A 26,424-nucleotide genomic window follows, 5' to 3' on the forward strand; every position below is an offset into this window, starting at 1 on the left:
CCGATGCGGCTGGTCCTCGCCTCGAACAACCGCAAGAAGCTCGGCGAACTCCAGGCGCTGCTGGTACCGGCCGGGGTCGAACTGGTGGCGCAGGGCACGCTCGGCGTGGCCGAGGCCGACGAGCCGTTCCACACCTTCGTCGAGAACGCGCTGGCCAAGGCGCGACACGCCGCCCGGCAGGTCGGCGGCGCGGCGATCGCCGACGATTCGGGCCTGTGTGTCGACGCGCTGGGCGGGGCGCCGGGCGTGTACTCCGCGCACTTCGCCGAACTCGCGACCACCGAAGTGGATCGCGAGGACCACCGCGCGCTGCAGGATGCCGCGAACAACGCGCTGCTGCTCGATCGGCTGAGCAGCGTGACGGACCGACGCGCACGCTTCATCAGCACGCTGGTGGCGGTGCGCTCGGCCGATGACCCCGAGCCGCTGGTCGCCGTCGGTCGCTGGTTCGGCGAGATCCTGCACGCGCCGGTGGGCAGCGGCGGTTTCGGCTACGACCCGCTGATGTTCATTCCCGTGCTCGGTCGTGCGGTGGCCGAACTCGACGCGCCGACGAAGAACGCTTACAGCCACCGCGCCATCGCCGCGGCGCAGATGCTGACGCTGATGCGCGAGGCCTGGCACCGTGGCTAGCATTCCGATCGCGACAGCCTCGGCGGCGGCTGAACCCGTCGCGGAACGGCTGGCCCGCTACATGCGCCCCGGCACGTTGAGTCTGGCCGCGCTGCCGCCCCTGTCGCTCTACGTGCACCTGCCGTGGTGCCTCAAGAAGTGCCCGTACTGCGACTTCAACTCCCACGAGCAGCGGGGCGAAGCCGATCACTCCCGCTACCTCGACGCGCTCAATGCCGATCTCGAAGCCGCGCTCCCGTTCATCTGGGGCCGCCGCGTGCACACGATCTTCATCGGTGGCGGCACACCGAGCCTGTTCACGCCGGACTCGATCGCCCGGCTGATCGGCGACATCCGCGCCCGCCTGCCGCTCGAGCCCATGTGCGAGATCACGCTCGAGGCCAACCCCGGCACCTTCGAGCGCGAGCGCTTCCACGGCTATCGCGCGGCCGGCGTCACGCGGCTGTCGGTCGGCGTGCAGAGCTTCGACGACGCCAAGCTCGCCGCGCTCGGCCGCGTGCACGACGCGGCGCAGGCGCGCGCGGCGGTGGACGAGGCGCGCGCCGCGTTCGAGACCTTCAACCTCGACCTGATGTACGCACTGCCCGGCCAGTCGATCGCCGAGTTCGAGCGCGATTTGCAGACCGCACTGGCCTTCGAGCCGCCGCACCTGTCGGTCTACCACCTGACGCTCGAGCCGAACACCGTCTTCGCGAAGTACCCGCCGGCCTTGCCGGACGACGACACCGCGTTCGAGATGCTGGACCGGATCACCGCGGGCGCCGGCGCCGCCGGCATGACGCGCTACGAGGTCTCCGCCTTCGCGCGCCCGGGTCACCGTTGCGAGCACAACTGGAACTACTGGCAGTTCGGCGACTACCTCGGCATCGGCGCCGGCGCGCACAGCAAGCTCTCGTTCCCGCACCGCGTGGTGCGCCAGGCGCGCTTCAAGGAGCCGGCGCAGTACATGACCCGCGCGCTGGCCGGCCACGCGATCGCCAGCGACGAGGAGGTGCCGCGCGACCAGCTGCCGTTCGAGTTCATGCTGAACGCGACGCGGCTGCGCGACGGCTTCGAGCTTGCACGGTTCAGCGAGCGCACCGGGTTGTCGCTGGCCGCCCTCGCCGCGGGCCTGGACGCCGCCGAGCGCAAGGGATTGATCGAGCGCGACTTCGCGCGCGTCTGGCCGACCGAACGCGGCTTCGACTTCCTCAGCGATCTGCAGGCCTTGTTCCTGCCCTGACCGATCAGACGCGGTTGCTGGACAGGCCCGACGTGCTGCGCAGCCGTTCGATCAGGCGCGGCGCGATCTGCGTCAGCGGCAGCACCTCGTGCGCGGCGCCGGCGGCGATCGCCTCGCGCGGCATGCCGAAGACGACGCAGCTCGCCTCGTCCTGCACCAGGTTGTAGCTGCCGGCCTCGCGCATCTCGCGCATCGCCGTCGCGCCGTCGGCGCCCATGCCGGTCAGCATGATGCCAAGCGCGTTCGGCCCGGCCACGCGCGCCGCCGACTTGAACAGCACCTCGACCGAAGGACGGTGCCGGTTGACCGGATCGCCCTCGACCACGCGGGCGACGTAGTTCGCGCCCGAGCGTTCGACGCTCAGGTGCGCCGTGCCGCCGGGCGCGATGTAGGCGTGGCCGGGCAGGATGCGCTCGCCGTCGCGCGCCTCGGCGACGCGGATGCGGCACAGGCCATCCAGCCGCGCCGCGTAGCTCTTCGTGAAGCCGGCCGGCATGTGCTGCGTGATGACGATCGCCGGGCAGTCCGGCGGCAGGTTCGTCAGCACTTCCTTGGTGGCCTCGGTGCCGCCGGTGGAGGCGCCGATGAAGACGATCTTCTCGGTCGACAGGCGCCCGATCGCGCTGACCGGCGCGGCCGGCTTGTCACCGGCGCGCGTGCTCGCCGGGGCAGGGCGGCGCAATTGCGCCTTGGACGCGACGCGGATCTTGTCGGTGATGTCGTCGGCCAGCAGTCGCAGGCCGTCGGCGACGCCGATCTTCGGCTTGGCGACGAAATCGATCGCGCCCAGTTCGAGCGCGCGCAGCGTGACCTCGGCCCCTTGCTCGGTCAGCGTCGAGACCATCACGACCGGCGTCGGTCGCAGCCGCATCAGCTTGCCGAGGAAGTCGATGCCGTCCATGCGCGGCATCTCGACGTCGAGCGTGATCACGTCGGGGTTCAGCGCGCGGATCATCTCGCGCGCGATCAGCGGGTCGGCCGCGGTGCCGACGCATTCCATGTCGGTCTGGCGACTGATGATGGCGCTCAGCAGGCTGCGCACCAGCGCCGAGTCGTCCACCACCACCACACGGGTCTTTGCCATCTTGTCGGCTCCAGCTTGTCTCTCTCGGTCGCGGCGCGGCGGTCAGAACAGGTCGACCGATCCGCCGCCGGTGCTCTGCGGCACGGCCTGCTGCACCGCCGCGCGGTCCTGCGCAACGAGCGCGGCGCTGTTGGTGGCGGCCAGTCGCTTGACCATGGCCTTGCCGCTGGCTGGCAGGAAGCACACCTTGCGTGCGTGGATGCCCAGCACGTCCTTGGAGACGATCGGGATGCGCTCGGTCTTCAGGTAGTCGGTGATGAATGCGGTGTTGCGCTCGCCGATGTTCATCGAGGTCATGCCGTCGACCACCTGGCCGCCGCCGAAGACCTTGGCCTCCATCGTCGCGCGGGTGGCGCCCTGCTTCATCATCTCGTTGATCAGCAGTTCCATCGCATACGAGCCGTAGCGGCCCGAGCCGGCGTCGCCTTCGGGCAGCATGAAGTGGTTCATGCCGCCGATCTTGGCCTCGCGGTCCCACAGGCACGCGGCGATGCACGAGCCCAGCGTCGTCATGATCAGGATGTCCTCGTGGTACACGAAGTACTCGCAGGGCAGGATCTTCACGGCGTCGTTGTTGAAGTACGCGTCGTGGAAGAAGAACGAGGCCTCGCCGGGCTTGCGTGGCTGCCCCTTGAGCCGCTGCAGGCGCGCGGACGAGGTGCCGAGCGCCGGTTGCGGACGCACGGCGGAGAAGGTGGTGGAGGCGAGGGCCATGGCGGGTGCGGCGCGGCGGTCAGACGCGCTCGTAGATCGTCTTGCCGCGCAGGCGGAACAGGTCCTTCATGTCCGTGAAGTTCTCGGAGTGGCCGACGAACATCAGCCCCTTCGGCTTCATCGCCGCGTGGATCTGGCCGAGCACGCGGCGCTGCGTCGGGTTGTCGAAATAGATCATCACGTTGCGGCAGAACACGATGTCGAACGGCTCGCCGAGCGACCAGCGCGCGTCCATCAGGTTGTGCGGCCGGAACTCGATCAGCTTCGCCAGCTCGGGCTTGACGCGCATGAAGCCGGCGTTCGCGCCGGTACCGCGCATGAAGTGGCGGCGCTGCAGCTCGGGCGACAGGCCGCGCGCGTCCACCGGGTAGACGCCGCGGCTCGCGGTCGCGAGCACCTTGGTGTCGATGTCGCTGGCGATGATCTTCGCGTCGGCCGTGGTGCCCAGCGCGTCGGCCACCGTCATCGCGATCGTGTACGGTTCCTCGCCGGTCGACGCGGCGTTGCACCAGATGCGCAGCGGCTGGCGGCCGCGCGCCTTCAGTTCGGCGCTCAGGGCATCGAAGTGATGCGACTCGCGGAAGAACGAGGTCAGGTTGGTGGTCAGGCAGTTGACGAATTCCTGCCACTCGTCGTCGGCGGCCGGGCCGGCGGCGGCCTCCAGCCACTGCAGGTAGGAGCCGAACGACCGGTGGCCGGTCTCGCGCAGGCGACGCGACAGACGGCTGTAGACCATCGCCTGCTTGCCGGCGTGCAGGCTGATGCCGGCCCGCGCATAGATGAGGGCGCGCACGCGCTCGAAGTCCCGCGCGTCGAAGCTGAACTCGCCGGTGGGTTCCGCCAGGCCGGCGTCGGCCAGCGGTCTCGCCGGTGCGATGGACAGGGCTGCGGCGCTCATGGGGGTCTCCGGGTCGGGTGCGGCAAGGGCGGGCCGGTCGGCGATCGGATGCCGGCCCAGAAGCTTTATCGACCGGTTCGTCCCCGTCTTGAGCGGCGGCGCGCGGTTGCCGCGCTTGGTGGGGCGACGGAGGGCCTGTCTTTCCGGGCCGTATGCCGGCGGGCCGCTGCTAGACTTGTCGCGTTACTGTCTTTTACCCCTGCCGACCTCTGACTCGTGCACGCCACGCCCGACCCTGCTCCCGCCGCCGCCGCCGCCGTGCCGCTGCGCCTCGCGCCGGCGCTTCAATTGCTGCAGCAATCGGGGTTTGAACTTCCGGACCGCCACGCGGTCGGTCAGACGGCGTGGATGCAGGCGGTGCTCGACGCGCTGTGTGAACTCTCCAGCCGCGATGCGCTCACCGGTCTGTCGAACCGCCGCCAGTTCGAGATGGCGTTGACCAGCGAGATCGACCGCGTCGCGCGCGCCGGCGAGCCCGCGCTGATGCTGATGATCGACATCGACCATTTCAAGCGCGTCAACGACGGCCACGGTCACCCGGCGGGTGACCTGGTGCTGCGCAGCGTCGCGCAGTCGCTGCAGGAGTGCATCCGGCCGATGGACACGCTCGCGCGCGTCGGCGGCGAGGAGTTCGCGATGATCCTGCCCAACTGCCCGCCGTCGTTCGGCCTGGCGGTGGCCGAGCGGGTGCGCGCGCGCGTCCAGCGGGCGCCGATCGCGATCGCGCCGGGCCAGCAGATCACCGTCACCGTCAGCATCGGCGGCGCGTTCGCGCCGCAGTGGGTGCGTTCGTCCGCGCCGCTGTGGCTGGAGCGCGCAGACCAGCAGCTCTACCGGGCCAAGACCGAGGGGCGCGACCGTGCCTGCCTCGAGCAGCCCCCCGTCTCGCTCGTCAGCGCCGAGGAAAAAGGCCTGCTGTTCGGCACCTCGAAGTTTGCGGAGTTCGAATGAGCGTCCCTGTTCCCAATGCGCCGGCCCGCCGCGCGCGCACCATGGCCATCACCAGCGGCAAGGGCGGCGTGGGCAAGACCTTCCTGTCGGCCAATCTGGCCGCGGCGCTCGCCAAGCGCGGACAGCGCGTGCTCGTGCTGGATGCCGACCTCGGCCTGGCCAATCTCGACGTGGTGCTGAACCTGTACCCCAAGGTCACGCTGCACGACGTGTTCACCGGCAAGGTGGCGCTCGAGGACGCCATCCTGCCGGCGCCCGGCGGCTTCTCCGTGTTGCTCGCCGGCTCCGGGCTGGTCGAGTACTCGCGCCTGACGCCGGAGGTGCGCGACCAATTGCAGCGCATCATCGAAACGCTCGCGCCGCGCTTCGACCACATCCTGCTCGACACCGGCGCCGGCATTTCCGACGTGGTGCTCTACGCCGTCTCGCTGGCCGACGACGTGCTCGTGATCGCAACGCCCGAGCCGACCTCGATGACCGACGCCTACGCGACGATCAAGGTGCTCGCGACGCAGCAGCAGCGCCGCGCGATCCGCCTGGTCGTCAACCAGGTCGGGCGCCTCGGCGAGGGCAAGGTGATCTGCCACCAGTTGCAACTCGTCGTCGACAAGTTCGTCGCGCCGATGCTGCCCGAGGGCAGCGACGCGCCGGTGCTCGATCTGGTCGGCGAAGTGCTGCTCGACCCGAGCGTGCGCGAGGCGGTGCAGAAGCGCCAGCTGCTGCTCGAGATCCTGCCCGGCTGCCCGGCGGCGCAGGCCGTCGATGCGATTGCCGCACGGATCGCGCCATGATCGAGGAACCCGCGGCCCCGACGCCGTTCGAGCGTCTCGGTGGCGAATCGGGCGTGCGCGCGCTGGTCGACCGCTTCTACGACCTGATGGACCTGGAGCCGGGCTGGGCCGAGCTGCGCGCGCTGCACCCGACGACGCTGGAGGGCTCGCGCGACAAGCTGTTCTGGTTCCTGTGCGGCTGGCTCGGCGGCCCGTCGCACTACACCGACCGCTTCGGGCACCCGATGCTGCGGGCGCGGCACCTGCCGTTCAGCATCGGCATCCGCGAGCGCGACCAGTGGCTGGCGTGCATGGAGCGCGCGATGAGCGAGCAGGCGGTCGACCCGGCGCTCGCGCAGCGCCTGGCCGAATCATTCTTCGGCACCGCGGACTGGATGCGCAACCGCGCCGGCGCGTGAGCGCGGCGCTGTCGGCCCCAGCAGGACCAGCAGCGCGCCGGTGCCGCCGTCGCTGGCGCGCGCCTGGGTGAAGGCGATCACGTCCTTCTTCTGCACCAGCCAGGTCTTGACCTTGCTCTTGAGCACTGGCTCGCGCCCCGGCGAGCCGTTGCCCTTGCCGTGGATCACGCGCACGCAGCGCAACCCGGCCCGGCGCGCGTCGTGGACGAACAGCGCCAGGCGCTCGCGGGCCTCGTCGCGGCGCAGGCCGTGCAGATCGAGCTGGGCCTGGATCGCCCAGACGCCGCGCCGCAGCTTGCGCACGACCTCGGGGCCGATGCCGGGGCGGCGGAACGACAGCGCCTCGTCGGTGTCGAGCAGTGATTCGACGTCGAACTCGTCAGAGATCGCCTCGAGCATCACCGCCGCCTCGTCGGCTTCGCGCTGACGGGCGCGCGGCTCGGGCGGGCGCGCGTCGCTCGCCGCGCGTGCGACGGCACGCAGCGGCACCACCGTGCCGACGGTGAAAGCGAACAGCTCGCGCTTGCTCTTCTCGCGCGCGCGTTCCTCGCGTTCGCGCTCGGCGGCCTCCGCGACGGCGCGCTGCGCCTCGCGCAGCGCCTGGCGGATCGGGCCGAGTTCGGCGAGCGTTCGCGCCCTCATCGCCGCGTTCTCACAGCAGGCCGCGCTCGGCGAACGACAAGGTCGCGCCGTGGCCGACGACGAAGTGGTCCAGCACTTGGACATCGACCAGCCGCAGCGCTGCCTTCAGCGCCTGCGTCAGCGTCTCGTCGGCCCGCGACGGCTCGGCCGCGCCCGAGGGGTGGTTGTGGGCCAGGACGACGGCCGCGGCGTGGCACTCGAGTGCGCGCTTGACCACCTCGCGCGGGTAGACGCTGGTCTGGGTCAGCGTACCGTGGAACATCTCCTCGAAACGCAGCAGGCGGTACTGCGCGTCCAGGAACATCACCGCGAACACCTCGGCGCCGCGCCCACCCAGTTGCAGCTGCAGGTAGTCCTTGATGGTGGCGGGGGCGTCGAACACCGGCCGCTCCGCGAACTGCTGCGCGATCGCGCGGCGCGCCAGTTCGATCACCGCGCCGAGCTCCGCGCGCTTGGCCGGGCCCAGGCCCTTGACGCGCTTCAGGTCCTCCGGGCGCGCCCCCAGCAGGCCGCGCACGCCGCCGCAGGCGTCGAGCAGCTGCTGCGCGAGCTGCAGCACCGATACCCCTTTCAGGCCCGTGCGCAGCAGCAGTGCGACCAGTTCGGCGTCGGCCAGCGCGCCGGCACCGCTGGCGAGGAGCTTTTCGCGCGGTCGCGCGGCGGCGGGAATGTCCTTGAGCACCACGGCAGGGTCGATTCGGGGCAAAAACGGAGAAGGGGCGGGGGCTCGTAAAATCACGACCAGTCTATCGGCACTCGCGCCGCACCGGGATCTCCCTTGAATCACGTCCAACCGGGGTCGTTCCTGACCCTGCACTACCGCTTGTCCGGGCCCGATGGCGCGGACCTGATCAACACCTTCGCCGACAAGCCGGCCACGCTGTCGCTGGGCACCGGCGAACTCGCGCCGGCGATGGAAGCGCGCCTGATCGGCCTGCCCGAGGGCACGCGCCGCTCGTTCGAGCTCGCTGCCGGCGAGGCCTTCGGCGAGCGCAATCCGGAGCTGCTGCAGCGTGTCAAGCGCAGCCTTCTGAACGAGTTGGGTGACCCCGACGAGCAGTACCGCGTCGGCGACGTGGTGCAGTTCCCGACGCCGGACGGGCAGGGCGCCTACGCCGGCGTGGTGCGCGAGGTCGCGGACGAGGGCGAGGTGCTGGTGTTCGACTTCAACCACCCGCTGGCTGGCCGGCCGGTGACGTTCGAAGTGCAACTGATCGGGGTGCTCTGATGAACTCGCTGCTCGAAGAGATCGTGCTGGCCGAGCCGCGCGGCTTCTGTGCCGGCGTGGACCGCGCGATCGAGATCGTCGAGCGCGCGCTGACGAAGTTCGGCGCGCCGATCTACGTGCGCCACGAGATCGTCCACAACACCTATGTCGTCAACGACCTGAAGTCCAAGGGCGCGATCTTCATCGAGGACCTGGACGACGTGCCGCCCGGCGCGACGCTCGTCTTCAGCGCCCACGGCGTCTCGCAGGAGGTGCGTCGCGAGGCGGCGCGGCGCGGCTTCAGCGTGTTCGACGCGACCTGCCCGCTGGTCACCAAGGTGCACGTCGAGGTCGCGAAGCTGCACAAGGAGGGCTACGACTTCATCATGATCGGCCACAAGGGCCACCCCGAGGTCGAAGGCACGATGGGGCAGCTGACCGAGGGCATCTACCTGGTCGAGGACGTGGCCGATGTCGAGACGGTGCAGGTCGCGCAGGCCGACAAGCTGGCGGTGGTGACGCAGACGACGCTGTCGGTCGACGACGCGGCGGAGATCCTCGCGGCGGTGAAGCGGCGCTTTCCGAAGGTGCGCGAACCGAAGCAGCAGGACATCTGCTACGCGACCCAGAACCGCCAGGACGCGGTCAAGGTGCTCGCGCCGACGGTCGACATCGTGATCGTCGTCGGCAGCCCCACCAGCTCGAACAGCAACCGCCTGCGCGAACTGGCGCAGCGTCTCGGCACGGATGCCTACATGGTGGACGCGCCGGACGACCTCCAGCCCGCCTGGTTCAAAGGCAAGGCGAGCGTCGGCCTGACGGCCGGCGCGTCGGCGCCCGACATCCTGGTGCAGCAGGTGATCGAGCGGCTGCGCGCGCTCGGCGCGGTCTCGGTGCGCAAGCTCGCGGGCGTCGAGGAGACGACCCACTTCCCGCTGCCGATGGGCCTGGGCGACAAGGCGATGGGCCTGGCGCCCAAGACCTGACGCGGTTCAGCGCGGCGGGCGGGGATGGAAGGTCACGACCTGCGTCTTGGCCTGGACCTTGGCCGGCGCGTGATCGCAGCCGTCGCAGCCGCATCCTGACGACGCCGTCGCGGCCCGGCGCAGCCGGGTGGCGGCGGACGCGGGCATCGGCCACTTCAGCAACGTCGACGCCAGCGCGCGCCGTGCCGCCGCGGGCATCAGCGTCCACGCCGCGTACACCGAACAGCCGATCACCAGCAGCGAGACGATCAGGGCTTGCATGCTTCAGCCTCCCAGCGCCAGGGTGACGCGGTAAGTGACGAACGCCGCGATGTAGGCCAGCACGAACAGGTAGGCCGCCATCAGCAGCGGGTAGCGCCACGAGTTGGTCTCGCGCTTCACGACCGCGAGCGTCGAGATGCACTGCGGCGCGAACACGTACCAGGCCAGCAGCGCGTAGGCCGTGGCGAGCGACCAGCCCTTGGCGATCACCGGCGACAGCGCATCGGCCACCTCGCCGCCGGCCGCCGACATCGAATACACCGTGCCGAGCGCGCCGACCGCGACTTCGCGCGCCGCCAAACCCGGCACCAGCGCGATCGAGATCTGCCAGTTGAAGCCGATCGGCGCGAACACGTGCTGCAGCGCCTGGCCGAGCCAGCCGGCGATGCTGTACTGGATCGCCGGGCCCGTCGCGCCCTCGGGAGGCGCGGGGTAGCTGGACAGGAACCACAGCACCACCATCAGCGCGAAGATGATGCCGCCGACCCGCGCCAGGAAGATGTGCGCGCGCTCCCACAGCCCGAGCGCCAGGTTGCGCAGCCCGGGCGCGCGGTACGGCGGCAGTTCGAGCATCAGCGGCTGGTAGCGGCTCTTGATCCAGATGCGCTTGAACAGCCAGGCCACCGCCATCGCCGAGACGACGCCGGCCACGTACAGGCCGAACAGCGTGAGCCCGCGCAGGTTGAACGGCCCGACGCCGCGGTCGGGCACGAACGCGCCGATCAACAGCGCGTAGACCGGCAGCCGCGCCGAGCAGGTCATCAGCGGCGCGATCATGATGGTCGCGAGCCGGTCCTTCCAGTTCGCGATCGTGCGCGTGGCCATGATCCCCGGGATCGCGCACGCGAAGCTGGAGAGCAGCGGGATGAACGCGCGCCCCGACAGCCCGACCTTGCCCATCAGGTTGTCGAGCAGGAACGCGGCGCGCGGCAGGTAGCCCGAGTCCTCGAGGATCAGGATGAAGAAGAACAGGATCAGGATCTGCGGCAGAAACACGATCACGCTGCCGACGCCGGCGATCACGCCGTCGACCAGCAGCGAGCGCAGCGGACCGTCGGCCATGTTCGCGGTGACCTGCTCGCCGGCCCAGGCCATCGCGGCCTTGATCGCGTCCATCGGCAGGTTGGCCCACGAGAACACGGCCTGGAAGATCAGGAACAGCACGGCGGCCAGGATCACGAGCCCCCACACCGGGTGCATCACCACCGCGTCGAGCCGGTGGTGGAAGCGCTTCGCGTTCGCCGCCTCGGTGGTGATGCCGGGTTCGACGATCGCCAGGATGCGGCGCACCTCGCGCTGCAACTCGGCCGGCGCACTCGGCGAGAACGGCGCGGCGGTCGTGCCCGCAGGCCGCAAGGCGTTGAATTCCCGCTCCATCAATCCGAGCAGCGCGGCGTGGCCATCGTGCTTGACGGCCACGGTCTCGACCACCGGGCAGCCCAGTTCGGCCGAGAGCTTCGCGACATCGATGTTCAGCCCCTGCGCCCGCGCCATGTCCGCCATGTTCAGCGCGACCATCATCGGCCGGCCGAGGCGCTTCAGCTCCAGCACCAGGCGCAGGTTCATGCGCAGGTTGGTCGCGTCCACGACCGCGACGATCGCGTCGGGGGCGTCCTCGCCGCGGCGCCGGCCTTCGATCACGTCGAGCGTGACCTGCTCGTCCGGCGTGGCGGGCGTCAGGCTGTAGGCGCCCGGCAGATCGATCACCGAGACCTGCGTGCCGCCCGGCAGCCGCGTCGTGCCGACCTTGCGCTCGACCGTGACGCCGGCGTAGTTCGCGACCTTCTGGCGCGCACCGGTCAACAGGTTGAACAGCGCCGTCTTGCCGCAGTTCGGGTTGCCGACAAGGGCAACGCTCCAGGCCAGGGCGGGGTTCACGGATGCGGTCATCGCGGTGACCTCAGGCGGCCCGGGCCTCGACGCTGACCTCGACACACTGCGCTTCGAGCAGGCGCAGGCCGAACATCGTGTCGCCGATCAGCACGGCCAGCGGTTCGCGTCCGCCCGGCCCGCGGCGCAGCAATTGCACCGGCTCGCCCGGGATGAAGCCGAGCTCGGCGAGCCGTCGCAACGACACCGCGTCGACCTCTTTCGAACTCGACACCACGCGGGTGACGGTGGCGTGGGCGCCGTCGGGCAGATCGTTCAGCAGCATGGGCGTGTGAACCGGGGAGTGGCCGTCGGAATGAATGCAAATGAGATTGTCTCTCATTTGAATCCGTGAGGTCTTTCATTGCAAATGCGAATCATTGTCAGTAATAATAACGCATCGGGTCGGTTCGGAAGGCACGCGATGACAGTCAGAATGGCTTCCTGAAGCACCCGAGGAGCACCCATGAAAAGCGATCCCAAAGTCGTCGAACACCTGAACGCGCAGCTCAAGAACGAGCTGACCGCGATCAATCAGTACTTCATGCACTACCGCATGCTCAAGCACTGGGGCTTCGACAAGCTGGCGAAGAAGGAATACGAAGAGTCGATCGGCGAGATGAAGCACGCCGATCAGCTGATGGACCGGATCTTCATGCTCGATGGCCTGCCGAACCTGCAGGACCTGGGCAAGCTGATGATCGGCGAAAACGTGCCCGAGCTGCTGCAGTGCGATCTGCAGTCCGAGACCGGGGCGCAGGCGACGATCAAGGACGGCATCGCGTACTGCGAGTCGGTGCGTGACTACGTGTCGCGCGACCTGCTGCAGCACATCCTGGACGACACCGAAGAGCACATCGATTTCCTGGAAACCCAGATCGATCTGGTCGGCAAGGTCGGTTTGGAGAACTATCTGCAGTCGCAGATGGGTGAGGTGAGCTGACGCGCCCACGGCGCGGCGGCTCGATGGCAGCCCGCAAGGGCAGAGGACGGACGGACATGATCGTTTGCGTGTGTCGCAGGATTTCGGATCACCAGATCCGGCAGGCCGCCGCGGACGGGGCGCACAGCCTCGAATGCCTGCAATTCGATCTGGGCGTCGCGACGCAATGCGGCCGCTGCGCCGATTGCGCCTCGCGCGTGCTGTGCGACGCCCGCGCCTCGGGCAGGAACCACCAGCAGCACCTGATCACGATCAGCCGACCGCAACAGGCCCAGCTCGCCTGAGTGGCCGGGCGGCGCACGCTGCCTACAATCCGCGCTCCATCGGCTCATCCGCGCGCACGTTGCGCGCCCCGTCATGCTCGACATCACTTTGCTGCGCAAGGACCTGGCGGCCGTCGTCGCCGGCCTCGACAAGCGCAAGTCGCCCCAGCCTTATCTCGATGTCGACCGGTTCTCGTCGCTCGAATCGGAGCGCCGCACGATCCAGGTGCGCACCGAAGAGCTCCAGGCCCGGCGCAACAGCCTGTCCAAGCAGATCGGCCAGCTGAAGGGCAAGGGCGAGGACACCACCGCGGTGATGGCCGAGGTCGCCGGCATCGGCGATGAACTCAAGGCGTCGGCCGAGCGGCTCGACGGCATCCTGACCAGCCTGTCGGCGCTCCTGATGGGCGTGCCGAATCTGCCGCAGCCCGACGTGCCGGTCGGCGCCGACGAGAACGCCAATGTCGAGGTGCGCCGCTGGGGCACGCCGCGCAGCTTCGACTTCCCGGTCCGCGACCATGTCGATCTCGGCGCCCCGCTGGGGCTCGATTTCGACACTGGCGCGCTGCTGTCCGGCTCGCGCTTCAGCTTCCTGCGCGGTCCGGTCGCGCGGCTGCACCGCGCGCTCGCCCAGTTCATGCTCGACCTGCAGACCCAGGCGCACGGCTACACCGAGTGCTACACGCCGTACATCGTGAACCGCGAGATCCTCGAAGGCACCGGCCAGCTGCCCAAGTTCAAGGAGGACATGTTCTGGGTCAGCCGCGGCGGCGACGAGAACCAGCCCGAGCAGTACCTGATCTCGACCTCCGAGATCTCGCTGACCAACACCGTGCGCGAGCGGGTGCTGCCGGCATCCGAGTTGCCGATCAAGCTGACCGCGCACAGCCCGTGCTTCCGCTCCGAAGCTGGCAGCGCCGGACGCGACACCCGCGGCATGATCCGCCAGCACCAGTTCGATAAGGTCGAGATGGTCCAGATCACGCGCCCCGACCAGAGCAACGCCGCGCTCGAGGAGATGGTCGGCCATGCCGAGGCCGTGCTGCAGAAGCTCGGGCTGCCGTACCGCGTGGTGCTGCTGTGCACGGGCGACATGGGCTTCGGCTCGGAACGCACCTACGACCTCGAAGTGTGGGTGCCGGCGCAGAACACGTATCGCGAGATCAGCTCGTGCTCGAACATGGGCGCCTTCCAGGCGCGCCGCATGCAGGCGCGCTACAAAGGCGAGGACGGCCGCAACGAGTTCGTGCACACGCTGAACGGCTCGGGCCTGGCGGTCGGTCGCACGCTGGTCGCGGTGCTCGAGAACGGCCAGAACGCCGACGGCTCGATCACCGTGCCCGAGGCCCTGCGACCGTACCTCGGCGGCCTCGAACGTCTGACCCCGAGGCCGCCCCCGAAAGCCTAGGCTAGAATGCGAGACTCGGCACAGACCAGCCGACACCGGAGAGGTGGCAGAGTGGTCGAATGTACCTGACTCGAAATCAGGCGAACCGTAAGGTTCCGAGGGTTCGAATCCCTCCCTCTCCTCCAACAAGTCGGAGCCCGCACCGGTTGCGGGCTTTCTCTTGCCTGAGCGCCGCTTGGCGCGGGCTACACGGGTGATGGACTTTCTCAGTCCGGCTTGGGGGCCGCTTTGTACGCGGCAACGAGCGGCCTTTCTCAGTCGCTCGTTTTCGCAGTACGGATGTCGTCTTGGCGCCCCAACGGAGAAGGCCCCGCGTGGGGGCCTTCTAGCTCAGCGGCTGGTCGGCGGTCAGTCGTGTATCCCGAGCCTTGTGCGCTGATCTTCCCAGCGAAGGGGCAGCGGCACCATCTGCGCCAGCTTCGTGGCACTGAGCCCCGCCGGCTGTTCGCCCAGGGCGAAGCGATCCACCAGATCCGGCGCCAGGAACGCCAGCTGCACGATGCGCGTCACATACGACGCCGTGCATCCCACGCGCTCGCCCAGTTCCCGCATCGACGTCACCTGGCCCGATGCCAGCATCCCGAACCACTCCTGTCCTCCATTGCCGCCGATCCAGCTCCGCCTTCAAGGGACCCACGCCGTCCAGTTCCAGGTAGAGCGCGAAGATCTCGCGAACCCGAACGGCCTGAGAGAGGCTTCTCTGAATGCCTCAGAGGTCGAGGCACTTCGTCACCTGGAGATGGCTTACAACGCGCGCTGCCTACGCTGACAGACTCTGCAACGTCCGTTCGAACACACAGCATCAGCGTCCTCCTCGACGTGCGCGGCAATTGGCCGCTCCGGCCCCTGGTCGGAATACTCCTACCGCGTCCTGCGAACCTTTTCCCTGGTCGTGCTACAGGGGAATTGGTAAAAACTTCCCATGAAAGTCGACCACAACCACGACCACGAGCACAAGGCTTGGTGCGAGGAGTTCGCGTCTGTGTACCGGTTCGAGACCAAGCTCGATATCAGCGTCTGCATGAGCGTCGCGCGCAACGCGTATCTCGCGCACGGATCTTGTGGCCCGACGATCGCTGTGAGGCGTGTATTGGGCGGGGAGGTCTCGAGCGCGTGCCCCGCTGTCGACCTTGGGAGGCCCGAATGAAAAAGCGTGTTGAGCACTGGCTCTGGTTCGTTCGCGACGATTTCACCGACAAATTGCGAGTTAGCCGGCATCGGATGTCTGCCGAAGACGCAGAAGCCGCGTATCCCGGTGCGTGGCGTGTCCCGGGATCGATGGAAGTTGCGGAATTCGAGTTGACGCAGGACGCGGCACTTGGTCATGCGTTGGACTCATGGGTTCGCGGCGGTTTGGCATCTATACAGGCCTGACCCGGGGCTACGACATGCAACGCGAACAACTCATCGGAAAGCTGGGGCGTCTCCAGAACGAGTTGAAGCTGCGCGCAGGCATCAATGCGCGGTACACATCTCGCGTCTTGGCTGAAATCGACGCCACGCGGGCGGAACTCGACAGCGCAGGGACGGGCGCTCGCTCCAACATTCGCCATCCTTCGGGCGCCTCTACGCTTCAGGAATCAGCCTGTTCGAGGTACAGGTCGGCCGGGACTTAGCGCTGCAGGCCGACCCGTCGGCCTCGTAGCGTGGTGACTTCGAGCCGCCCGAGGCGCACGGCATTGTCGACTGCCGTTTGCTGCGAGACAAAAACGAGCTCGGAGGGATCGCGGCGTTGGCGAACCTCGCCCCCCGGGGCTCGAATCTCGTAGCTGGCGGTGAAGCGGCTGCCATAGCCCCCAACCGCTTCCAGCTCAAGCCAATGCACCGCGATGGTCCAGCCCCTGCGGCATCTCAGCAATCTTTCACCCGATGCGCCCATGCGCTGATTCTGACTCCCACCGCCGCGCGGTCTGTACGACACCGCACGGACCTGACACCCAGCAACCAGAAAATTCCCGGGTTGCGTCGCGCGACAGAATGCGCACCATTCTGGGCTGTGACGCAGGGCTCACTCGCGCGAAGTGGGTCTGGATAGACGAGTTGGAAACTCAAGTCCACCGGTGCGTATGGACCGAAAAGTTTGGTGCCAGCGTTTTGTCGAAGCCTGGACGCTGATCCTGCCTGATAGCCAGGACGGATTCACCTTACTCCTCGCGCAGCGCGCGTTCGACCTTGAAGGAGCGTGGATCTCACCGGAAGCGTCTGCGCGAGAACACATCGAGTTGTTGCAACGCAGGACCTACGTGCAGGGCGATTCTGATACTCGGTGAAGACGGATTCGACGTGAGGGTCCACCATGCTGCCGATCCCGAAAGAAGAATGGGTCCCTCGCTTCGCGAAGGCCTTCCGCGAGCAAGTGCCGGAGGTCTCCGGCGACGAGGCGATGCGCCTGGCGCTCGCGGAGGCGACGTATCCGGAGGCAGATGACCTCACCCCCGCGGAGGCGGTCGAGGTCTACCTGCTCGAGGAGCCGCCAGGCGGCGTGGGCGGGCCCGAAGCCTGAGCCGATGCACCGAATTCTCACTTCCGGAAGCACAATTTCGTCGATTAACCAGCGCGCGGAAGGCAGCTCGTGGACCGGACAGATCACACGAAGGCGGATTGGCTGCTGCTGGTCTCGACCAAGTTCCAAGTAGACGAGGTCGACATCGATGGCCAATCGCCTATGTCGGTCGCGGAGCGTTGCTACGAACTCTACGGGACGTTCTCGCCCAGAGATGCCGTCGGCATGTACTTGGCGCACAGGGCTGGCCTGACGGGCGCAGTCGTTTCGAAGGACTTGTGGATTGACAGGTTCGTCTACTACCTGCAGCCGTCTGCGACCACGCCTTTGCCGCCGGCGATCAGTGAGTTCGCCGAATCTGCATACCAACTGGCCTGGGATCTGATCCCCGAGGAAGTCGCCATCACCTTGACTGCAAAGCAGCGTGAACAAGGCTGACTGGGTCGCCCAGTTCATCACCGAGCTCGTGGTGCGCACGAAGCCGCCGATGCCGAGCAAGTTCGCCAAGACGGTGGCGATGCACAAGTGGGCTGCTCACGGTGACCGTGAGCCCGCCGAGGTGGGACCCGCGACGTAGCCCCCCTGGCCGTTAAGAGCTCCATTCGGAGGACCACAGTTAAGGCACTGTGCTCGCGGAACTCCGACAGGGTAAACATAAGTGACTTGAGGGAGCAACATACACACGCTGTGGGTTGCGGCATTGCTGTCCGTCGCAGCACCGCCACGATGGCGCAGACAAGCTATGGCCTGTCGTTTTAGCGGCGGACGGACGTGGCGGGCAAGCAGCGCATACTAGCTCGATGGAGTACGCCGCCACCAGGAAGCCGCCCGACGGGAATGGGGGCTCTGGGCCCCGACCTGAAGAACAGTCCTTTTACGCCGCGCTCATTCGCTCAGATCGGCTGCTAGCTGAACACCAGGCGTGCGTCAGGCAAACGCTCGACGCGATCGAATCATCAAGACGACTGCTCTCTCGCGTCCACAAAAGCCGAGTGCGCTGCGGTTGAACTGCCTGGGACCGCCAATTGCCCCGCCGTGGGATGGACAAAAAGGAGTGGTGCGACGCATTCGTCGCCGCTTGGGCTTTGCTGGACCCGGCCCGCGATCGAAGCTTCGTATCAGTGGTCGCCAGTCAGAGTTTTGACCACGAGGGCGTTCAGGTGTTGCCGCAGGTGTCGGCGCAGGAGCATCTCAAATTGCTGCGCCGAGTGACCAGGACGATGTCTCGGGTCAGGTGAGGCGGGTAGACGGCTCAGAGCGGGTTGGGCGGCTTCACATCGACCCAAGCCAGTCAGTTCCCTCGCGTGTCTGCTCCGTTCAGTCAACATCTGCACGACCGTCTAAGGTCAAGACCTCCATGTTCTCCATCTGATCCCGAGGCACCAAACGGGGATGCGCCCGGGTATTAGCAGCGTTCGCGATCCTGGTATCGGGGCATGGGTGCAAACAAACGCTGGGCCGCGTCCTCGGGCTGCAGCGCGCGCCAATGCATCTGGGTCGCCATGTCGTCGGCGAGGAGTCGAGCCTCGGTGTGGAGGAACGCGCCGTCGAGTCGACAGAGTTCGGCACAGCACCGGGCCGACCACTCCGGCGTGTCGGGGACGGGCGTACTTGGCCACCGATCGCATTGCAAGTCATTTCTCCTGGTCAGCCAAAGCGTGCTTGCATGGTAGGGCGGGTGTTACGGCAACGAAGTAGGACAAGAGGCGGCCACCTAGACACCGTGCGGTGCACGTCCGCATCCAGCGGTAACGAGCCTCACGCGCCGGCGTGCTTGGAGCAAAGCCTTCACGCGCTTCAATACGCTGCGGCCATACGCTCCTTCAGTCCTCCAATCAAATGGTTCGACGATTGCGAAGGCGCTCAGTACGAGCTCAATACAGGACTTGCAACTACCGAGCAACGGGCAGCGGCGAAATGCACTCACGAAGGAGCGCCGCAAACGCTCTTCGGATCCTCCGAGCAAGAGGGCAGCCCGTCGCGCAGGAGCGTGGCGGTCGCCATACGCCGTTCCGGGCCTCCGAGCAAGATGTTCCAGCACCTGAGGAGGGCGGTCGTGGAGCCCTCCGGAAAACGACTCGTCCGTGGTTCGGGCGCGAGGATCCCTGCCTTGCAGGTTGTCGTTCCCTGTTCCGGCGAGACGGTTCCCTGTTCTTGGACTGACGGTACTCGCCCAATTGCACCGCGGCAGCGCGTCTTGCTGGGCCAGCTGGCGGGTTCGGGCGGCCTCCGCGAGCGCCCGGGGGAGGAATGTTCGCTGTTCTCTTCCCTGTTTCAGGGAATTCGCCAGAGACGGGTTCGCAGTCGACTCACCCCACCTCCAGATATCTTGCGACGACGGGCCCTGGCAGCCCGTTTCGCATTTCTAACCTACTACCGAACCTACGTCCTCGACGCCCTGGAGGCGACGACGCGCCGACCATCGCGCTCCAAAGCAGCGTGCCGAAGGACGGCAGCAGGACCCGGCCGAGCGCGAACGAGCGATCACCACCAGCAGCAACGCCCGGTGCTCCGGGTCGGCGAGCGCGCTGTCGTCGGCAGTGGTCATCAGGGCTTTCGGACCAAGTCGGCACAGGTGCCGCCATCGTATCGGTGTGGCCCGACATTGCGTTGACTCAGCGCCTTCGGCTGGGCGCCGGGCTGGGCGTCCTTTTGCCGGCATGTTCACCGGCATGGCAGCCGGTTTGGACGGGCGCCAGTGCAGCGCAAGGAGCGGCTTGCCCTCAAGTTCGATCTGATCGGACCGATGAAGGGTGGGTACATGCCGGATTCGAGTCGTGGCGCCGGCGCCGTCACCATCTGCAGGGGCGCGCGTGGTCAAACCGATACCGTTCATGGAATCCCGCTATGCGACCGAGCCGCCCGCTGACGCCTCGGCGCCCGCGGCTGGATCGCCCACGCCGGTAGCGCCCCGTCATGCCTCGCTCGCGCTGCTGGCGGCCCTGGCCTGCGTCTACACGCTGTACTGGGCGCAGGCGGTGTTCATTCCGATCCTGCTGGCGGTGATGTCGAGCTATGCGCTGACGCCTCTGGTGAACCGCCTGGAACAACTCCGCCTGTCGCGCGCGCTGGCATCTGCCGTGCTCCTGGCCACGGTCGTCGGGGGTCTGGGCTGGACGGCCTACAGCCTCCGGGATGACGCCACGGACCTGATTGCCTCACTGCCGGATGTTGCACAGAAATTTCGTCAGTCGATGCAGCGCGAACGCGGGGAGGGTGCAAAGCCGCCGAACTCGATCGACCAGGTCCAGCAGGCCGCCGTTGAACTCGAGAAGACGGCTCACGCGACTTCCGGCGCCCCCGTCGCAAGCGCTGCGCGCGGTGTGACGCGCGTGCAGATCGAGAAGGCCAGCTTCAACGTTCAGGACTACCTGTGGAGCGGCACCCTGGGCCTGGTCATGCTTGCCGGCCAGGCCACGCTGGTGCTGTTCCTGACGTTCTTCCTGCTGTGCTCGGGCGACGGGTTCAGGCGCCGCCTCGTTCGCGTGGCCGGTCCGACGTTGAGCGAAAAGAAGCTCACCGTGCAGGCGCTCGACGAGATTGCGGCACAGATCCAGCGCTATTTGCAGGTTCAGGTGTTCACGAGCCTGCTCGTGGCGCTGGCGACCTGGCTCAGCTTCGCCTGGATCGGCGTGCAGCATGCGGCCGTCTGGGGATTGGTGGCAGGACTGCTCAACTTCGTGCCGTACATCGGCTCGATCGCGTTCACCGGCGCCTCCGCCGCAGTAGGGTTGATGCAGTTCGGCAGCCTCGAGGCCGCGGCGCTGATCGCCGGCGTCTCGCTCACCTTGCACACGCTGTCGGGTTACGTCCTGACGCCGTGGCTGACGAGCCGGACGAGCCGCCTGAACGCCGTCACCGTGTTCGTAGGCGTCCTGGCCTGGGGCTGGCTGTGGGGCTTGTGGGGGCTGCTGCTCGGCGTGCCCATCATGATGGCCTTCAAGGCGGTCTGCGATCGGGTGGAGGAGCTCAAGTCCGTGGGTGAACTGCTCGGCAGCTGACGGCCTCGTCCCGGACGTCGTCTTCTGTCGGTCTTTTGTTGATCCGCCTCCGCTTGCCGGCGCGCTCCGGGATGGCAGCGCGAAGCGTTCCTGGTGCTCCGGGCCCAGCACAGCGGGGTTCCGATGGCGCTGGTCCCACTGGTCTTGGTGGCGATGAAGCTCATCTACGCGGCATCGGCATATCCGACACGGTTGCCGGACGCCGCCAAGCCTGCAGGACCGGCGCGGTGACGCGCGGGCGGTGCAGCTTCATGTCGTCTTCAGTCATCGGCTTCGCAGCGGCACGCCACCTTGACGCAGATAGCGGTAGACCGTGGTTCGCGAGATGTCCAGGTTGCGCGATGTGTGGCTGACGCTGTGACCGGTTCGCTCGAATTCGGCGAGGACCCGTTGCATGGCCCCTTGCTGAAGCACCGAGACCGGTGCTGGGCCCGCGGTCGGCAGCAGGCACTCCACGTCGGTCGCCGTCAGGCGTCCGGTGGGGTGCATCAGCAGCGCGCGGGTCAGGACGCCGCGCAACTCGCGCATGTTGCCGTTCCAACGATGGCGTCGCAGCCGCGCGAGGCCCGCATCGTCGATTCGGGCGACGCTGTCGATCTCCGCCAGGATGCTGCGCGCCACCGTGTGGAAGTCGCTGCGCTCTCGCAGCGGCGGAAGCTCGAGGCGCACGATGCTCAGGCGATGGAACAGGTCCGCGCGAAAGCGCCGTGCGGCGATCTCCGCTTCCAGGTCGGCATGGGTGGCCGCGAGCAACTGGACATCGACCGCGAATGAATGCGTTGCGCCCACGGGCCGCACCTGGCGGTCATCCAGGAAACGCAGCAGCGCCGCCTGCAAGGCGAGCGGCAACTCGCCGATCTCGTCGAGCAGCAGCGTGCCGCCGTCGGCGGCGTGAATCAGTCCGCGACTTCCGTCGCGCCGCGCGCCCGTGAAAGCGCCCGCGGCGTAACCGAACAGCTCCGCCTCGAACAGCTCGGCCGGCAGCGCCCCGCAGTTCACGGCGACGAACGCGCCCTGTCGCCCGCTGCTGGCGTGGGCATGGCGCGCCAGCAGTTCCTTGCCGGTGCCCGTCTCGCCCAGGATCAGCATCGGCACCTGCAGCCGGACCGCGGCCTCGGCCATGCGCAACGTCGACTCGACCGCCGAGTCGTCGCAGATCATGCGCGGCAACGGCACGGCCGCGCGCGGCTGGAAACCGCTGTCCTTGCGACGTGAGCGGGGCGCAGGCGCGGGTTCTTCCGCCGCCTCGGGCCGGAAGCCGGAGTTGCTCGACGGTGCCAGTGTCCCGGCCCGACGCGGCGCGCTCACGCAGCGCGCGACCAGGGTACTGCCAAGCGTGTCGCGCAGACGAACTTCTGAATCGACACCCAGACGCGCCGCGAACCGCTCGAAAGTCTCTTCGAAGATGCCGTCGAACGGCGTGCCGCGGCTGAGGACGAGCCCGCTGAGGACCCCCTGCGCGCGCGCATTGGCAGCGCTGACGCGCCCCTCGTCGTCGAACGCTATCAGGCCGCAACTCAGGGTCGCGAGGAACTCCGGACGGGGGTGGACCGCGATCACCAGATGACCTCGCATCTGTTCGGCAAGCAGCAGGTTCTCGACGTGCGTCGCCGCCATCTGCACCAGCGCCTGAGTGTGTTGCTGGCGCGACTCGACGTACGACGACGCATCGAGAACGCCAACCAGCTGCCCGTGCGCATCGCGAATGGGAGATGCGGCGCACGAGATGTCGCCGTGCTGGAGGAAGTAGTGCTCGAGTCCGTTGACCGCGACCGGGTGGCCGGTTGCCAGCGCCGTCCCCAGGCCGTTGGTGCCGCACACTGCTTCGGACCAGCAACTCCCCGCGATGATGGCCGCGTCCGAGCCGTTCATCTGGAACCGGTTGTCGGCGTAGAGGTCGAGGATCACGCCGTCGTGGTCGGCAAACGCCAGCAGGAAGTTCGAGCCGGCGATCTGGTGCATGAGCGTCTCGATCTCGGCCAGCGCCAGCCGGCGCACCGGGTCCAGCCGCTGGCGCCGCCGGGCCAGGTCGCCGGCATCGACGATCACCGGCACCGGCGGGGCGGCCAGGTCGAGGTTGGCGCGGGTGCACCGCACCCAGCTGTCGAGGATCTCGACAGGTGGCAGGCCCCCGGGGGAAGGGCAGAACCGCGTGCTCGAACGGCCCGGGCATGGGCCAGCACGCGCTCGTCGGCGGGTGTCATCGGTGGTCTCCTCATGGCCGCCATCGACAGGGCGGTCCGTTTCCTGGCGACGGCGCGTCGAAGTTAACAGGCGCCTGGGGTCGGGGCAACTGCACAGATTCTGGACAAGTGGACGCACGGGCGCGCCGGAACTGTACGGGGGGGAGAAGGCGCCCTTCCGAAGTCTCCCCGTGGCGCCCGGCGCCAACTCGGGAAAGCCCTGCGTGGTACGCCGCTTGCGCAGGTGAAGGGGCCAGCAATGGTTTGCATGCAACAACATTCAGGAGATCAAATTGACCACACGAACGTTCGACAGGTTTGCAATGACCGCGGCTGCAGCCGCCGTCGTCGTCCTCGCGACCCTGGGCGCGGCCCGGCCGGCACAGGCCCAGCAACAGAACATCGAGAAGCTCAAGCAGATGAAGGTCTCGGGAACCGACCCGACGATCCCGACCGTGCCGCAAACCGGCAAGAACGCCGACCAGCTGCGCGAGAACCTCAAGCGCGTGAAGCTGCCGCCCGGCTTCAAGATCGATCTGTACGCGGTGGTGCCCGATGCGCGCTCGATCGCGGTCGCACCCTCGACGAACATGATGTTCGTCGGCACCCGCAAGACCAATGTCTGGGCCGTGACCAACCGCAACAGTGGTGACACCGCGACCGAGGTCAAGGAATTCGCGCCGTCGCTCAAGTTCCGCAACCCGAACGCGGTGTGCTGGACCAAGGATGGCTTCCTGATCGTGGTAGAGAGCAATCGCGTGCTGACCTTCCCCGCCGCGGAGTTCTTCTACGAGGGCGCGGACGTCGCCGTGGGCGAGGTCGTGCCGCAGGGCCAGCTGATCCCTCCCGAAGAGGAGTCGTTCAACCACAGCGGGCGAGTCTGCCGGATCGGCCCCGACAACAAGCTCTACATCACGCTCGGCCAGCCCTTCAACGTACAGCCGCGCGAGAAGCTCGCGCTCTACACCAAGGTGGGCATCGGCGGCATCGTGCGCATGAACCAGGACGGCACCGGCCGCGAGGTCTACGCCACCGGCGTGCGCAACTCGGTCGGCATGGACTTCAACCCGAAGGACAAGACGCTCTGGTTCACCGACAACCAGACCGACGGCATGGGAGACGACATCCCGCTCGGCGAGATCAATCGCGCGACCAAGCCCGGCCAGTTCTTCGGCTATCCGTACATCGTGAGCAAGACCCGCATCACCGAGAACGGCTACGACAAGGACCCGCTGCCGGCCAACACCGTCAACCCCGAAGTGATGACCGTTGCACATGCGGCCGACCTGGGCATGGCGTTCTACACCGGCAAGCAGTTCCCGGCCAAGTACCAGAACGGGTTCTTCTCCGCGCAGCACGGGTCGTGGAACCGCACCAAGCCGGTCGGCGCACAGCTGCTGTTCACGTCGCTGAAGGCCGATGGCACCGCCGACAAGAACGAAGTGTTCGCCGAGGGCTGGCTCGACGAGGCCACCGGCACCTATCGCGGGCGCCCGGTCGACGTCGCGGTCGGGAAGGACGGCTCGCTGTTCGTTTCGGATGACTACGCCGGCGCGATCTACCGCATCACATACACCGGGCAGTGATGAACCGCAGCCTCGTCACGGGGCTGGCGCTCGCCGGCCTCGCTTGCGTCGCCCACGCCGCCGATGGCGACGTGGCGGCGGGTCGTCAGAAGGCCGCGGCCTGCGCGGTCTGCCACGGTCCGCTCGGGTTGGCGACCCTGCCCGATGCGCCGAACCTTGCCGGCCAGTCGGCGATCTACCTCGCGGCCCAGCTCAAGGCCTACCGCGGCGGCAGCCGCCAGCACGAGGTCATGACGCTGATGGCCAAGCCGCTCAGCGACGTTGACATCGACAACCTGGCAGCCTGGTATTCGTCACTGAAAGTTCAGGTTCAGAGCCCGCCCTGACCCGGGCGCGACTCGGCGCTGGCTGGGCCCTCGAACTTGCATGAGACCGGTGTCGAAGCTGACGCAGCTGTCGCAGGTTCCTGGCCGCGCAGGCGTGAAATCGCCAACCCTCGGGGGCGCATCCGCGCCGACATGGTTCGGGCCCGGCAAAGGTAAGGGGCGACCGGTCCGTCCGCGCCGAAGTCGGCCATGAGCCCGGTCGCCGGCGTCGCCGTGCACAGGCGCGTGTTGCCCTCGATGTGGAAGACTGCAAGCCATCATCGGACGCGTGCCGCGACGCGAACTGTTGTTCGCGACCCATGCGTTCCTGCCCTTGGGTCCCAGAGGGCCGAAGTTGGGGCGAGAGTTCCGGATCGGGCCGTCGGCATACCCGGCGACCGGGCCTGTGGGGGCGCGGAACCGCGCACGTGTCCAGACGTTCGGATGCCGCGCCGATTCCTACGCGCCACTCGCGGTGGATGCATACGCGACCCATCTCGAGCGAATGCGGTAGCAGATCCTCGATCGGCGTCAGGTCGAACTCCAGATTGGTATAACGATGCCCTGCCCGCAGTGCCCCTGCGGGAGAAAGAATGCGACATGTGGCAATGACTTCTCCCGACTGCGTGCCCCGTCGGCCCGGACCAGCAGGTGCTCGCAGAAGTCATCCAAAGGGTCGATGTCGTGGCCGCGGACGGATCGCTTCTGCGCCTGCAGCACCGCACCCATCTCGCCGACGAACACCTGGTAGCGAAGCCGCTGCGCCTCGCGCACGTCCCGCGCGGTTCTCGCCCATTCGACTCGGAACGTCGGCCGCTTCTCCGACGAGTCAAGCACGTCCGCCGGAGATGTCGGGCCGGGCTGTCGGCTTCCAGTGGCACCTGCCGGCGAGTTCAGTTGCATGGCAGAGTCAGGATTTCGTAGTCGATTGGCTTGAACGATCCGTTGTTCGACTGTTCGGCGGAACAAGCCGTCAGCGCACACAACAGATTCATTTCGGCTCGCAACTCGATGTAGTCGCCCGGCCGCGAGGTGGGGGACTTCACCCGCACAGCGCCGCTCGCGCCAACTTCAACGTTCATGAAGACATTGAACGTCGTCGAGATCTGCTCGGGTCGCACCCCGTGCGGCTGGAACGCGTTGCACAGGTTCTCGAAACAGCGCGGGTGATGACCCTCGCAGCCGTAAAGAATCTCGAACATCTCCTGGCTGCAAGGCGTCAACAGGAAGTCATGCCGACCCACGGTGTCGGCGAGCACCCTGAACATCGGGCGACTGTCGTTGGCGTAGAGCACGTCGCCAGTGGAAAGATAGATCCTGCCGGCGTAGTCGATCGTTCGAGCCGAGGAGAGACTGCACGTCAGATCCCCATCCTTGAAGGCGTACAGGTCGGCGACCTGCTCGCCGCACGGGTCGTGAATTCGAAGCACCTCTCCTCGGCGCAACTTGAATGAGGTCCCACTCTGGGGCGCAATTCGTTTGAGGCCGCTGCTGCGCTCACGTCTGCTCGCCTGAGTTGCTCCGTCGAGCATCATGGCTTGGCATCGATCGCGCCGAGCAACGTGCATGCAATTTC

At 67.5% G+C, this 26,424-nt stretch carries 31 protein-coding genes and 1 tRNA gene; 19 read left to right on the forward strand and 13 right to left on the reverse strand.

What is annotated here, in order from left to right; all coding sequences use genetic code 11:
- Positions 1-3: 3 nt before the first annotated feature.
- Together rdgB and hemW are read left to right on the forward strand one after the other, a co-directional pair.
- Entirely contained in the window at positions 4-633 is a 630-nt protein-coding gene (gene rdgB, locus ACWH49_RS17405; RefSeq protein ID WP_448172602.1) for an RdgB/HAM1 family non-canonical purine NTP pyrophosphatase, read from the forward strand.
- The gene (gene hemW, locus ACWH49_RS17410) at positions 626-1,855 is read left to right on the forward strand and encodes a radical SAM family heme chaperone HemW (RefSeq protein WP_448172603.1); all 1,230 of its coding nucleotides are present in this window, start codon (positions 626-628) and stop codon (positions 1,853-1,855) included. The genes rdgB and hemW overlap by 8 nt, the downstream gene beginning before the upstream one ends.
- A 4-nt stretch (positions 1,856-1,859) precedes the next feature.
- Here the strand turns inward: hemW and ACWH49_RS17415 are convergent, their stop codons facing one another.
- The 3 genes from ACWH49_RS17415 to ACWH49_RS17425 are packed head-to-tail and all read right to left on the reverse strand — an operon-like array spanning position 1,860 to position 4,551.
- Complete coding sequence (locus ACWH49_RS17415; protein WP_082548685.1) at positions 1,860-2,939, reverse strand: protein-glutamate methylesterase/protein-glutamine glutaminase; 1,080 nt, start codon at positions 2,937-2,939, stop codon at positions 1,860-1,862.
- 42 nt (positions 2,940-2,981) lie between these two features.
- Positions 2,982-3,653, reverse strand: coding sequence for a chemoreceptor glutamine deamidase CheD (cheD, locus tag ACWH49_RS17420; RefSeq protein ID WP_448172604.1), 672 nt, complete (start codon positions 3,651-3,653; stop codon positions 2,982-2,984).
- A gap of 19 nt (positions 3,654-3,672) precedes the next feature.
- Positions 3,673-4,551, reverse strand: coding sequence for a CheR family methyltransferase (locus ACWH49_RS17425; RefSeq protein WP_448172605.1), 879 nt, complete (start codon positions 4,549-4,551; stop codon positions 3,673-3,675).
- Between the two features lie 216 nt (positions 4,552-4,767).
- Between ACWH49_RS17425 and ACWH49_RS17430 the strand changes: the two genes are divergently transcribed.
- Genes ACWH49_RS17430 through ACWH49_RS17440 form a run of 3 tightly spaced genes read left to right on the forward strand, consistent with a single transcriptional unit; the run spans position 4,768 to position 6,691 of the window.
- Entirely contained in the window at positions 4,768-5,502 is a 735-nt protein-coding gene (locus tag ACWH49_RS17430) for a GGDEF domain-containing protein (RefSeq protein WP_448172606.1), read from the forward strand.
- On the forward strand, positions 5,499-6,293 hold the full coding sequence (locus ACWH49_RS17435; RefSeq protein ID WP_448172607.1) for a MinD/ParA family protein: 795 nt from the start codon (positions 5,499-5,501) through the stop codon (positions 6,291-6,293). The genes ACWH49_RS17430 and ACWH49_RS17435 overlap by 4 nt, the downstream gene beginning before the upstream one ends.
- The gene (locus tag ACWH49_RS17440; protein ID WP_448172608.1) at positions 6,290-6,691 is read left to right on the forward strand and encodes a group II truncated hemoglobin; all 402 of its coding nucleotides are present in this window, start codon (positions 6,290-6,292) and stop codon (positions 6,689-6,691) included. Before ACWH49_RS17435 ends, ACWH49_RS17440 begins: the two co-directional genes overlap by 4 nt.
- Here ACWH49_RS17440 and ACWH49_RS17445 read toward each other — a convergent pair.
- Together ACWH49_RS17445 and radC are read right to left on the reverse strand one after the other, a co-directional pair.
- A complete protein-coding gene (locus ACWH49_RS17445) occupies positions 6,644-7,333 on the reverse strand; it encodes a Smr/MutS family protein (protein ID WP_448172609.1) in 690 nt (229 codons plus the stop codon). The genes ACWH49_RS17440 and ACWH49_RS17445 overlap by 48 nt on opposite strands.
- 10 nt (positions 7,334-7,343) lie before the next feature.
- Positions 7,344-8,018 (reverse strand): RadC family protein, encoded by a 675-nt coding sequence (radC, locus tag ACWH49_RS17450; RefSeq protein WP_448172610.1) that lies wholly within the window; start codon positions 8,016-8,018, stop codon positions 7,344-7,346.
- Positions 8,019-8,111: 93 nt separating this feature from the next.
- Between radC and ACWH49_RS17455 the strand changes: the two genes are divergently transcribed.
- Positions 8,112-8,561, forward strand: a complete 450-nt coding sequence (locus ACWH49_RS17455) for an FKBP-type peptidyl-prolyl cis-trans isomerase (RefSeq protein WP_448172611.1) — start codon at positions 8,112-8,114, stop codon at positions 8,559-8,561.
- The gene (gene ispH / locus ACWH49_RS17460) at positions 8,561-9,526 is read left to right on the forward strand and encodes a 4-hydroxy-3-methylbut-2-enyl diphosphate reductase (protein ID WP_056462454.1); all 966 of its coding nucleotides are present in this window, start codon (positions 8,561-8,563) and stop codon (positions 9,524-9,526) included. Before ACWH49_RS17455 ends, ispH begins: the two co-directional genes overlap by 1 nt.
- Positions 9,527-9,532: 6 nt before the next feature.
- Here ispH and ACWH49_RS17465 read toward each other — a convergent pair whose 3' ends face one another.
- From ACWH49_RS17465 to ACWH49_RS17475, 3 genes are read right to left on the reverse strand one after another with little or no spacing between them, the layout of a single operon-like run.
- On the reverse strand, positions 9,533-9,787 hold the full coding sequence (locus ACWH49_RS17465; RefSeq protein WP_448172612.1) for a hypothetical protein: 255 nt from the start codon (positions 9,785-9,787) through the stop codon (positions 9,533-9,535).
- Between the two features lie 3 nt (positions 9,788-9,790).
- On the reverse strand, positions 9,791-11,677 hold the full coding sequence (gene feoB, locus ACWH49_RS17470; RefSeq protein ID WP_448172613.1) for a ferrous iron transporter B: 1,887 nt from the start codon (positions 11,675-11,677) through the stop codon (positions 9,791-9,793).
- Positions 11,678-11,687: 10 nt separating this feature from the next.
- Positions 11,688-11,942, reverse strand: a complete 255-nt coding sequence (locus tag ACWH49_RS17475; RefSeq protein ID WP_056462463.1) for a FeoA family protein — start codon at positions 11,940-11,942, stop codon at positions 11,688-11,690.
- 180 nt (positions 11,943-12,122) lie between these two features.
- Between ACWH49_RS17475 and bfr the strand changes: the two genes are divergently transcribed.
- The 4 genes from bfr to ACWH49_RS17495 all read left to right on the forward strand — a co-directional run bounded on the left by bfr (position 12,123) and on the right by ACWH49_RS17495 (position 14,395).
- On the forward strand, positions 12,123-12,599 hold the full coding sequence (gene bfr / locus ACWH49_RS17480; protein WP_056462466.1) for a bacterioferritin: 477 nt from the start codon (positions 12,123-12,125) through the stop codon (positions 12,597-12,599).
- Between the two features lie 23 nt (positions 12,600-12,622).
- Positions 12,623-12,883 carry a (2Fe-2S)-binding protein gene (locus ACWH49_RS17485; RefSeq protein WP_448172614.1) on the forward strand — a complete coding sequence of 87 codons (261 nt, stop codon included), beginning with the start codon at positions 12,623-12,625 and terminating at the stop codon, positions 12,881-12,883.
- A gap of 73 nt (positions 12,884-12,956) precedes the next feature.
- Positions 12,957-14,270, forward strand: a complete 1,314-nt coding sequence (serS, locus tag ACWH49_RS17490; RefSeq protein ID WP_448172615.1) for a serine--tRNA ligase — start codon at positions 12,957-12,959, stop codon at positions 14,268-14,270.
- 37 nt (positions 14,271-14,307) lie between these two features.
- Positions 14,308-14,395 (forward strand) — tRNA-Ser (locus ACWH49_RS17495).
- Between the two features lie 223 nt (positions 14,396-14,618).
- Here the strand turns inward: ACWH49_RS17495 and ACWH49_RS17500 are convergent.
- Positions 14,619-14,849, reverse strand: a complete 231-nt coding sequence (locus ACWH49_RS17500) for a hypothetical protein (RefSeq protein ID WP_448172616.1) — start codon at positions 14,847-14,849, stop codon at positions 14,619-14,621.
- A gap of 343 nt (positions 14,850-15,192) precedes the next feature.
- Here ACWH49_RS17500 and ACWH49_RS17505 point away from each other — a divergent pair, with 343 nt between their 5' ends.
- The 6 genes from ACWH49_RS17505 (at position 15,193) to ACWH49_RS17530 (ending at position 20,774) form a co-directional block, all read left to right on the forward strand.
- Complete coding sequence (locus ACWH49_RS17505) at positions 15,193-15,417, forward strand: hypothetical protein (RefSeq protein ID WP_448172617.1); 225 nt, start codon at positions 15,193-15,195, stop codon at positions 15,415-15,417.
- Positions 15,414-15,644, forward strand: coding sequence for a hypothetical protein (locus tag ACWH49_RS17510; protein WP_448172618.1), 231 nt, complete (start codon positions 15,414-15,416; stop codon positions 15,642-15,644). Before ACWH49_RS17505 ends, ACWH49_RS17510 begins: the two co-directional genes overlap by 4 nt.
- Before the next feature lie 922 nt (positions 15,645-16,566).
- Positions 16,567-16,773: a hypothetical protein gene (locus tag ACWH49_RS17515; protein WP_448172619.1), complete on the forward strand. Its 207-nt coding sequence runs from the start codon at positions 16,567-16,569 to the stop codon at positions 16,771-16,773.
- A 69-nt stretch (positions 16,774-16,842) separates the two neighbouring features.
- On the forward strand, positions 16,843-17,211 hold the full coding sequence (locus ACWH49_RS17520; protein ID WP_448172620.1) for a hypothetical protein: 369 nt from the start codon (positions 16,843-16,845) through the stop codon (positions 17,209-17,211).
- Positions 17,198-17,350, forward strand: a complete 153-nt coding sequence (locus tag ACWH49_RS17525; protein WP_448172621.1) for a hypothetical protein — start codon at positions 17,198-17,200, stop codon at positions 17,348-17,350. Before ACWH49_RS17520 ends, ACWH49_RS17525 begins: the two co-directional genes overlap by 14 nt.
- A 2,257-nt stretch (positions 17,351-19,607) precedes the next feature.
- On the forward strand, positions 19,608-20,774 hold the full coding sequence (locus ACWH49_RS17530) for an AI-2E family transporter (RefSeq protein WP_448172622.1): 1,167 nt from the start codon (positions 19,608-19,610) through the stop codon (positions 20,772-20,774).
- Positions 20,775-21,038: 264 nt separating this feature from the next.
- Here ACWH49_RS17530 and ACWH49_RS17535 read toward each other — a convergent pair whose 3' ends face one another.
- Positions 21,039-22,829, reverse strand: coding sequence for a sigma-54-dependent Fis family transcriptional regulator (locus ACWH49_RS17535; protein WP_448172623.1), 1,791 nt, complete (start codon positions 22,827-22,829; stop codon positions 21,039-21,041).
- Positions 22,830-23,280: 451 nt separating this feature from the next.
- On the opposite strand from ACWH49_RS17535, the gene ACWH49_RS17540 reads away from it, so the two are divergent.
- A complete protein-coding gene (locus ACWH49_RS17540) occupies positions 23,281-24,543 on the forward strand; it encodes a PQQ-dependent sugar dehydrogenase (RefSeq protein WP_448172624.1) in 1,263 nt (420 codons plus the stop codon).
- Positions 24,543-24,869, forward strand: coding sequence for a c-type cytochrome (locus ACWH49_RS17545; RefSeq protein WP_448172625.1), 327 nt, complete (start codon positions 24,543-24,545; stop codon positions 24,867-24,869). The genes ACWH49_RS17540 and ACWH49_RS17545 overlap by 1 nt, the downstream gene beginning before the upstream one ends.
- Here ACWH49_RS17545 and ACWH49_RS17550 read toward each other — a convergent pair.
- The 3 genes from ACWH49_RS17550 to ACWH49_RS17560 are packed head-to-tail and all read right to left on the reverse strand — an operon-like array spanning position 24,796 to position 26,383.
- Positions 24,796-25,458: a GNAT family N-acetyltransferase gene (locus ACWH49_RS17550; RefSeq protein ID WP_448174362.1), complete on the reverse strand. Its 663-nt coding sequence runs from the start codon at positions 25,456-25,458 to the stop codon at positions 24,796-24,798. The two genes, ACWH49_RS17545 and ACWH49_RS17550, sit on opposite strands and share 74 nt — an antisense overlap.
- The gene (locus tag ACWH49_RS17555) at positions 25,380-25,751 is read right to left on the reverse strand and encodes a GNAT family N-acetyltransferase (protein WP_448172626.1); all 372 of its coding nucleotides are present in this window, start codon (positions 25,749-25,751) and stop codon (positions 25,380-25,382) included. The genes ACWH49_RS17550 and ACWH49_RS17555 overlap by 79 nt, the downstream gene beginning before the upstream one ends.
- Positions 25,742-26,383, reverse strand: coding sequence for a DUF1989 domain-containing protein (locus ACWH49_RS17560; RefSeq protein WP_448172627.1), 642 nt, complete (start codon positions 26,381-26,383; stop codon positions 25,742-25,744). The genes ACWH49_RS17555 and ACWH49_RS17560 overlap by 10 nt, the downstream gene beginning before the upstream one ends.
- Positions 26,384-26,424: the final 41 nt, after the last annotated feature.

It is taken from the genome of Rhizobacter fulvus (assembly GCF_964020785.1).

Excerpts from the sequence above, each read along its gene's own strand:
- feoB (WP_448172613.1), bottom strand. The coding sequence starts at position 11,677 with ATGACCGCATCCGTGAACCCCGCCCTGGCCTGGAGCGTTGCCCTTGTC.
- ACWH49_RS17485 (WP_448172614.1), top strand. The coding sequence starts at position 12,623 with ATGGCAGCCCGCAAGGGCAGAGGACGGACGGACATGATCGTTTGCGTG.
- bfr (WP_056462466.1), top strand. The coding sequence starts at position 12,123 with ATGAAAAGCGATCCCAAAGTCGTCGAACACCTGAACGCGCAGCTCAAG.
- ACWH49_RS17545 (WP_448172625.1), top strand. The coding sequence starts at position 24,543 with ATGAACCGCAGCCTCGTCACGGGGCTGGCGCTCGCCGGCCTCGCTTGC.
- serS (WP_448172615.1), top strand. The coding sequence starts at position 12,957 with ATGCTCGACATCACTTTGCTGCGCAAGGACCTGGCGGCCGTCGTCGCC.
- ACWH49_RS17415 (WP_082548685.1), bottom strand. The coding sequence starts at position 2,939 with ATGGCAAAGACCCGTGTGGTGGTGGTGGACGACTCGGCGCTGGTGCGC.
- ACWH49_RS17475 (WP_056462463.1), bottom strand. The coding sequence starts at position 11,942 with ATGCTGCTGAACGATCTGCCCGACGGCGCCCACGCCACCGTCACCCGC.
- ACWH49_RS17435 (WP_448172607.1), top strand. The coding sequence starts at position 5,499 with ATGAGCGTCCCTGTTCCCAATGCGCCGGCCCGCCGCGCGCGCACCATG.
- ispH (WP_056462454.1), top strand. The coding sequence starts at position 8,561 with ATGAACTCGCTGCTCGAAGAGATCGTGCTGGCCGAGCCGCGCGGCTTC.
- ACWH49_RS17555 (WP_448172626.1), bottom strand. The coding sequence starts at position 25,751 with ATGCAACTGAACTCGCCGGCAGGTGCCACTGGAAGCCGACAGCCCGGC.
- ACWH49_RS17425 (WP_448172605.1), bottom strand. The coding sequence starts at position 4,551 with ATGAGCGCCGCAGCCCTGTCCATCGCACCGGCGAGACCGCTGGCCGAC.
- ACWH49_RS17465 (WP_448172612.1), bottom strand. The coding sequence starts at position 9,787 with ATGCAAGCCCTGATCGTCTCGCTGCTGGTGATCGGCTGTTCGGTGTAC.
- ACWH49_RS17515 (WP_448172619.1), top strand. The coding sequence starts at position 16,567 with ATGCTGCCGATCCCGAAAGAAGAATGGGTCCCTCGCTTCGCGAAGGCC.
- ACWH49_RS17540 (WP_448172624.1), top strand. The coding sequence starts at position 23,281 with ATGACCGCGGCTGCAGCCGCCGTCGTCGTCCTCGCGACCCTGGGCGCG.
- ACWH49_RS17440 (WP_448172608.1), top strand. The coding sequence starts at position 6,290 with ATGATCGAGGAACCCGCGGCCCCGACGCCGTTCGAGCGTCTCGGTGGC.
- ACWH49_RS17500 (WP_448172616.1), bottom strand. The coding sequence starts at position 14,849 with ATGCTGGCATCGGGCCAGGTGACGTCGATGCGGGAACTGGGCGAGCGC.
- ACWH49_RS17560 (WP_448172627.1), bottom strand. The coding sequence starts at position 26,383 with ATGATGCTCGACGGAGCAACTCAGGCGAGCAGACGTGAGCGCAGCAGC.
- ACWH49_RS17530 (WP_448172622.1), top strand. The coding sequence starts at position 19,608 with ATGGAATCCCGCTATGCGACCGAGCCGCCCGCTGACGCCTCGGCGCCC.
- ACWH49_RS17505 (WP_448172617.1), top strand. The coding sequence starts at position 15,193 with ATGAAAGTCGACCACAACCACGACCACGAGCACAAGGCTTGGTGCGAG.
- ACWH49_RS17445 (WP_448172609.1), bottom strand. The coding sequence starts at position 7,333 with ATGAGGGCGCGAACGCTCGCCGAACTCGGCCCGATCCGCCAGGCGCTG.
- cheD (WP_448172604.1), bottom strand. The coding sequence starts at position 3,653 with ATGGCCCTCGCCTCCACCACCTTCTCCGCCGTGCGTCCGCAACCGGCG.
- rdgB (WP_448172602.1), top strand. The coding sequence starts at position 4 with ATGCGGCTGGTCCTCGCCTCGAACAACCGCAAGAAGCTCGGCGAACTC.
- ACWH49_RS17510 (WP_448172618.1), top strand. The coding sequence starts at position 15,414 with ATGAAAAAGCGTGTTGAGCACTGGCTCTGGTTCGTTCGCGACGATTTC.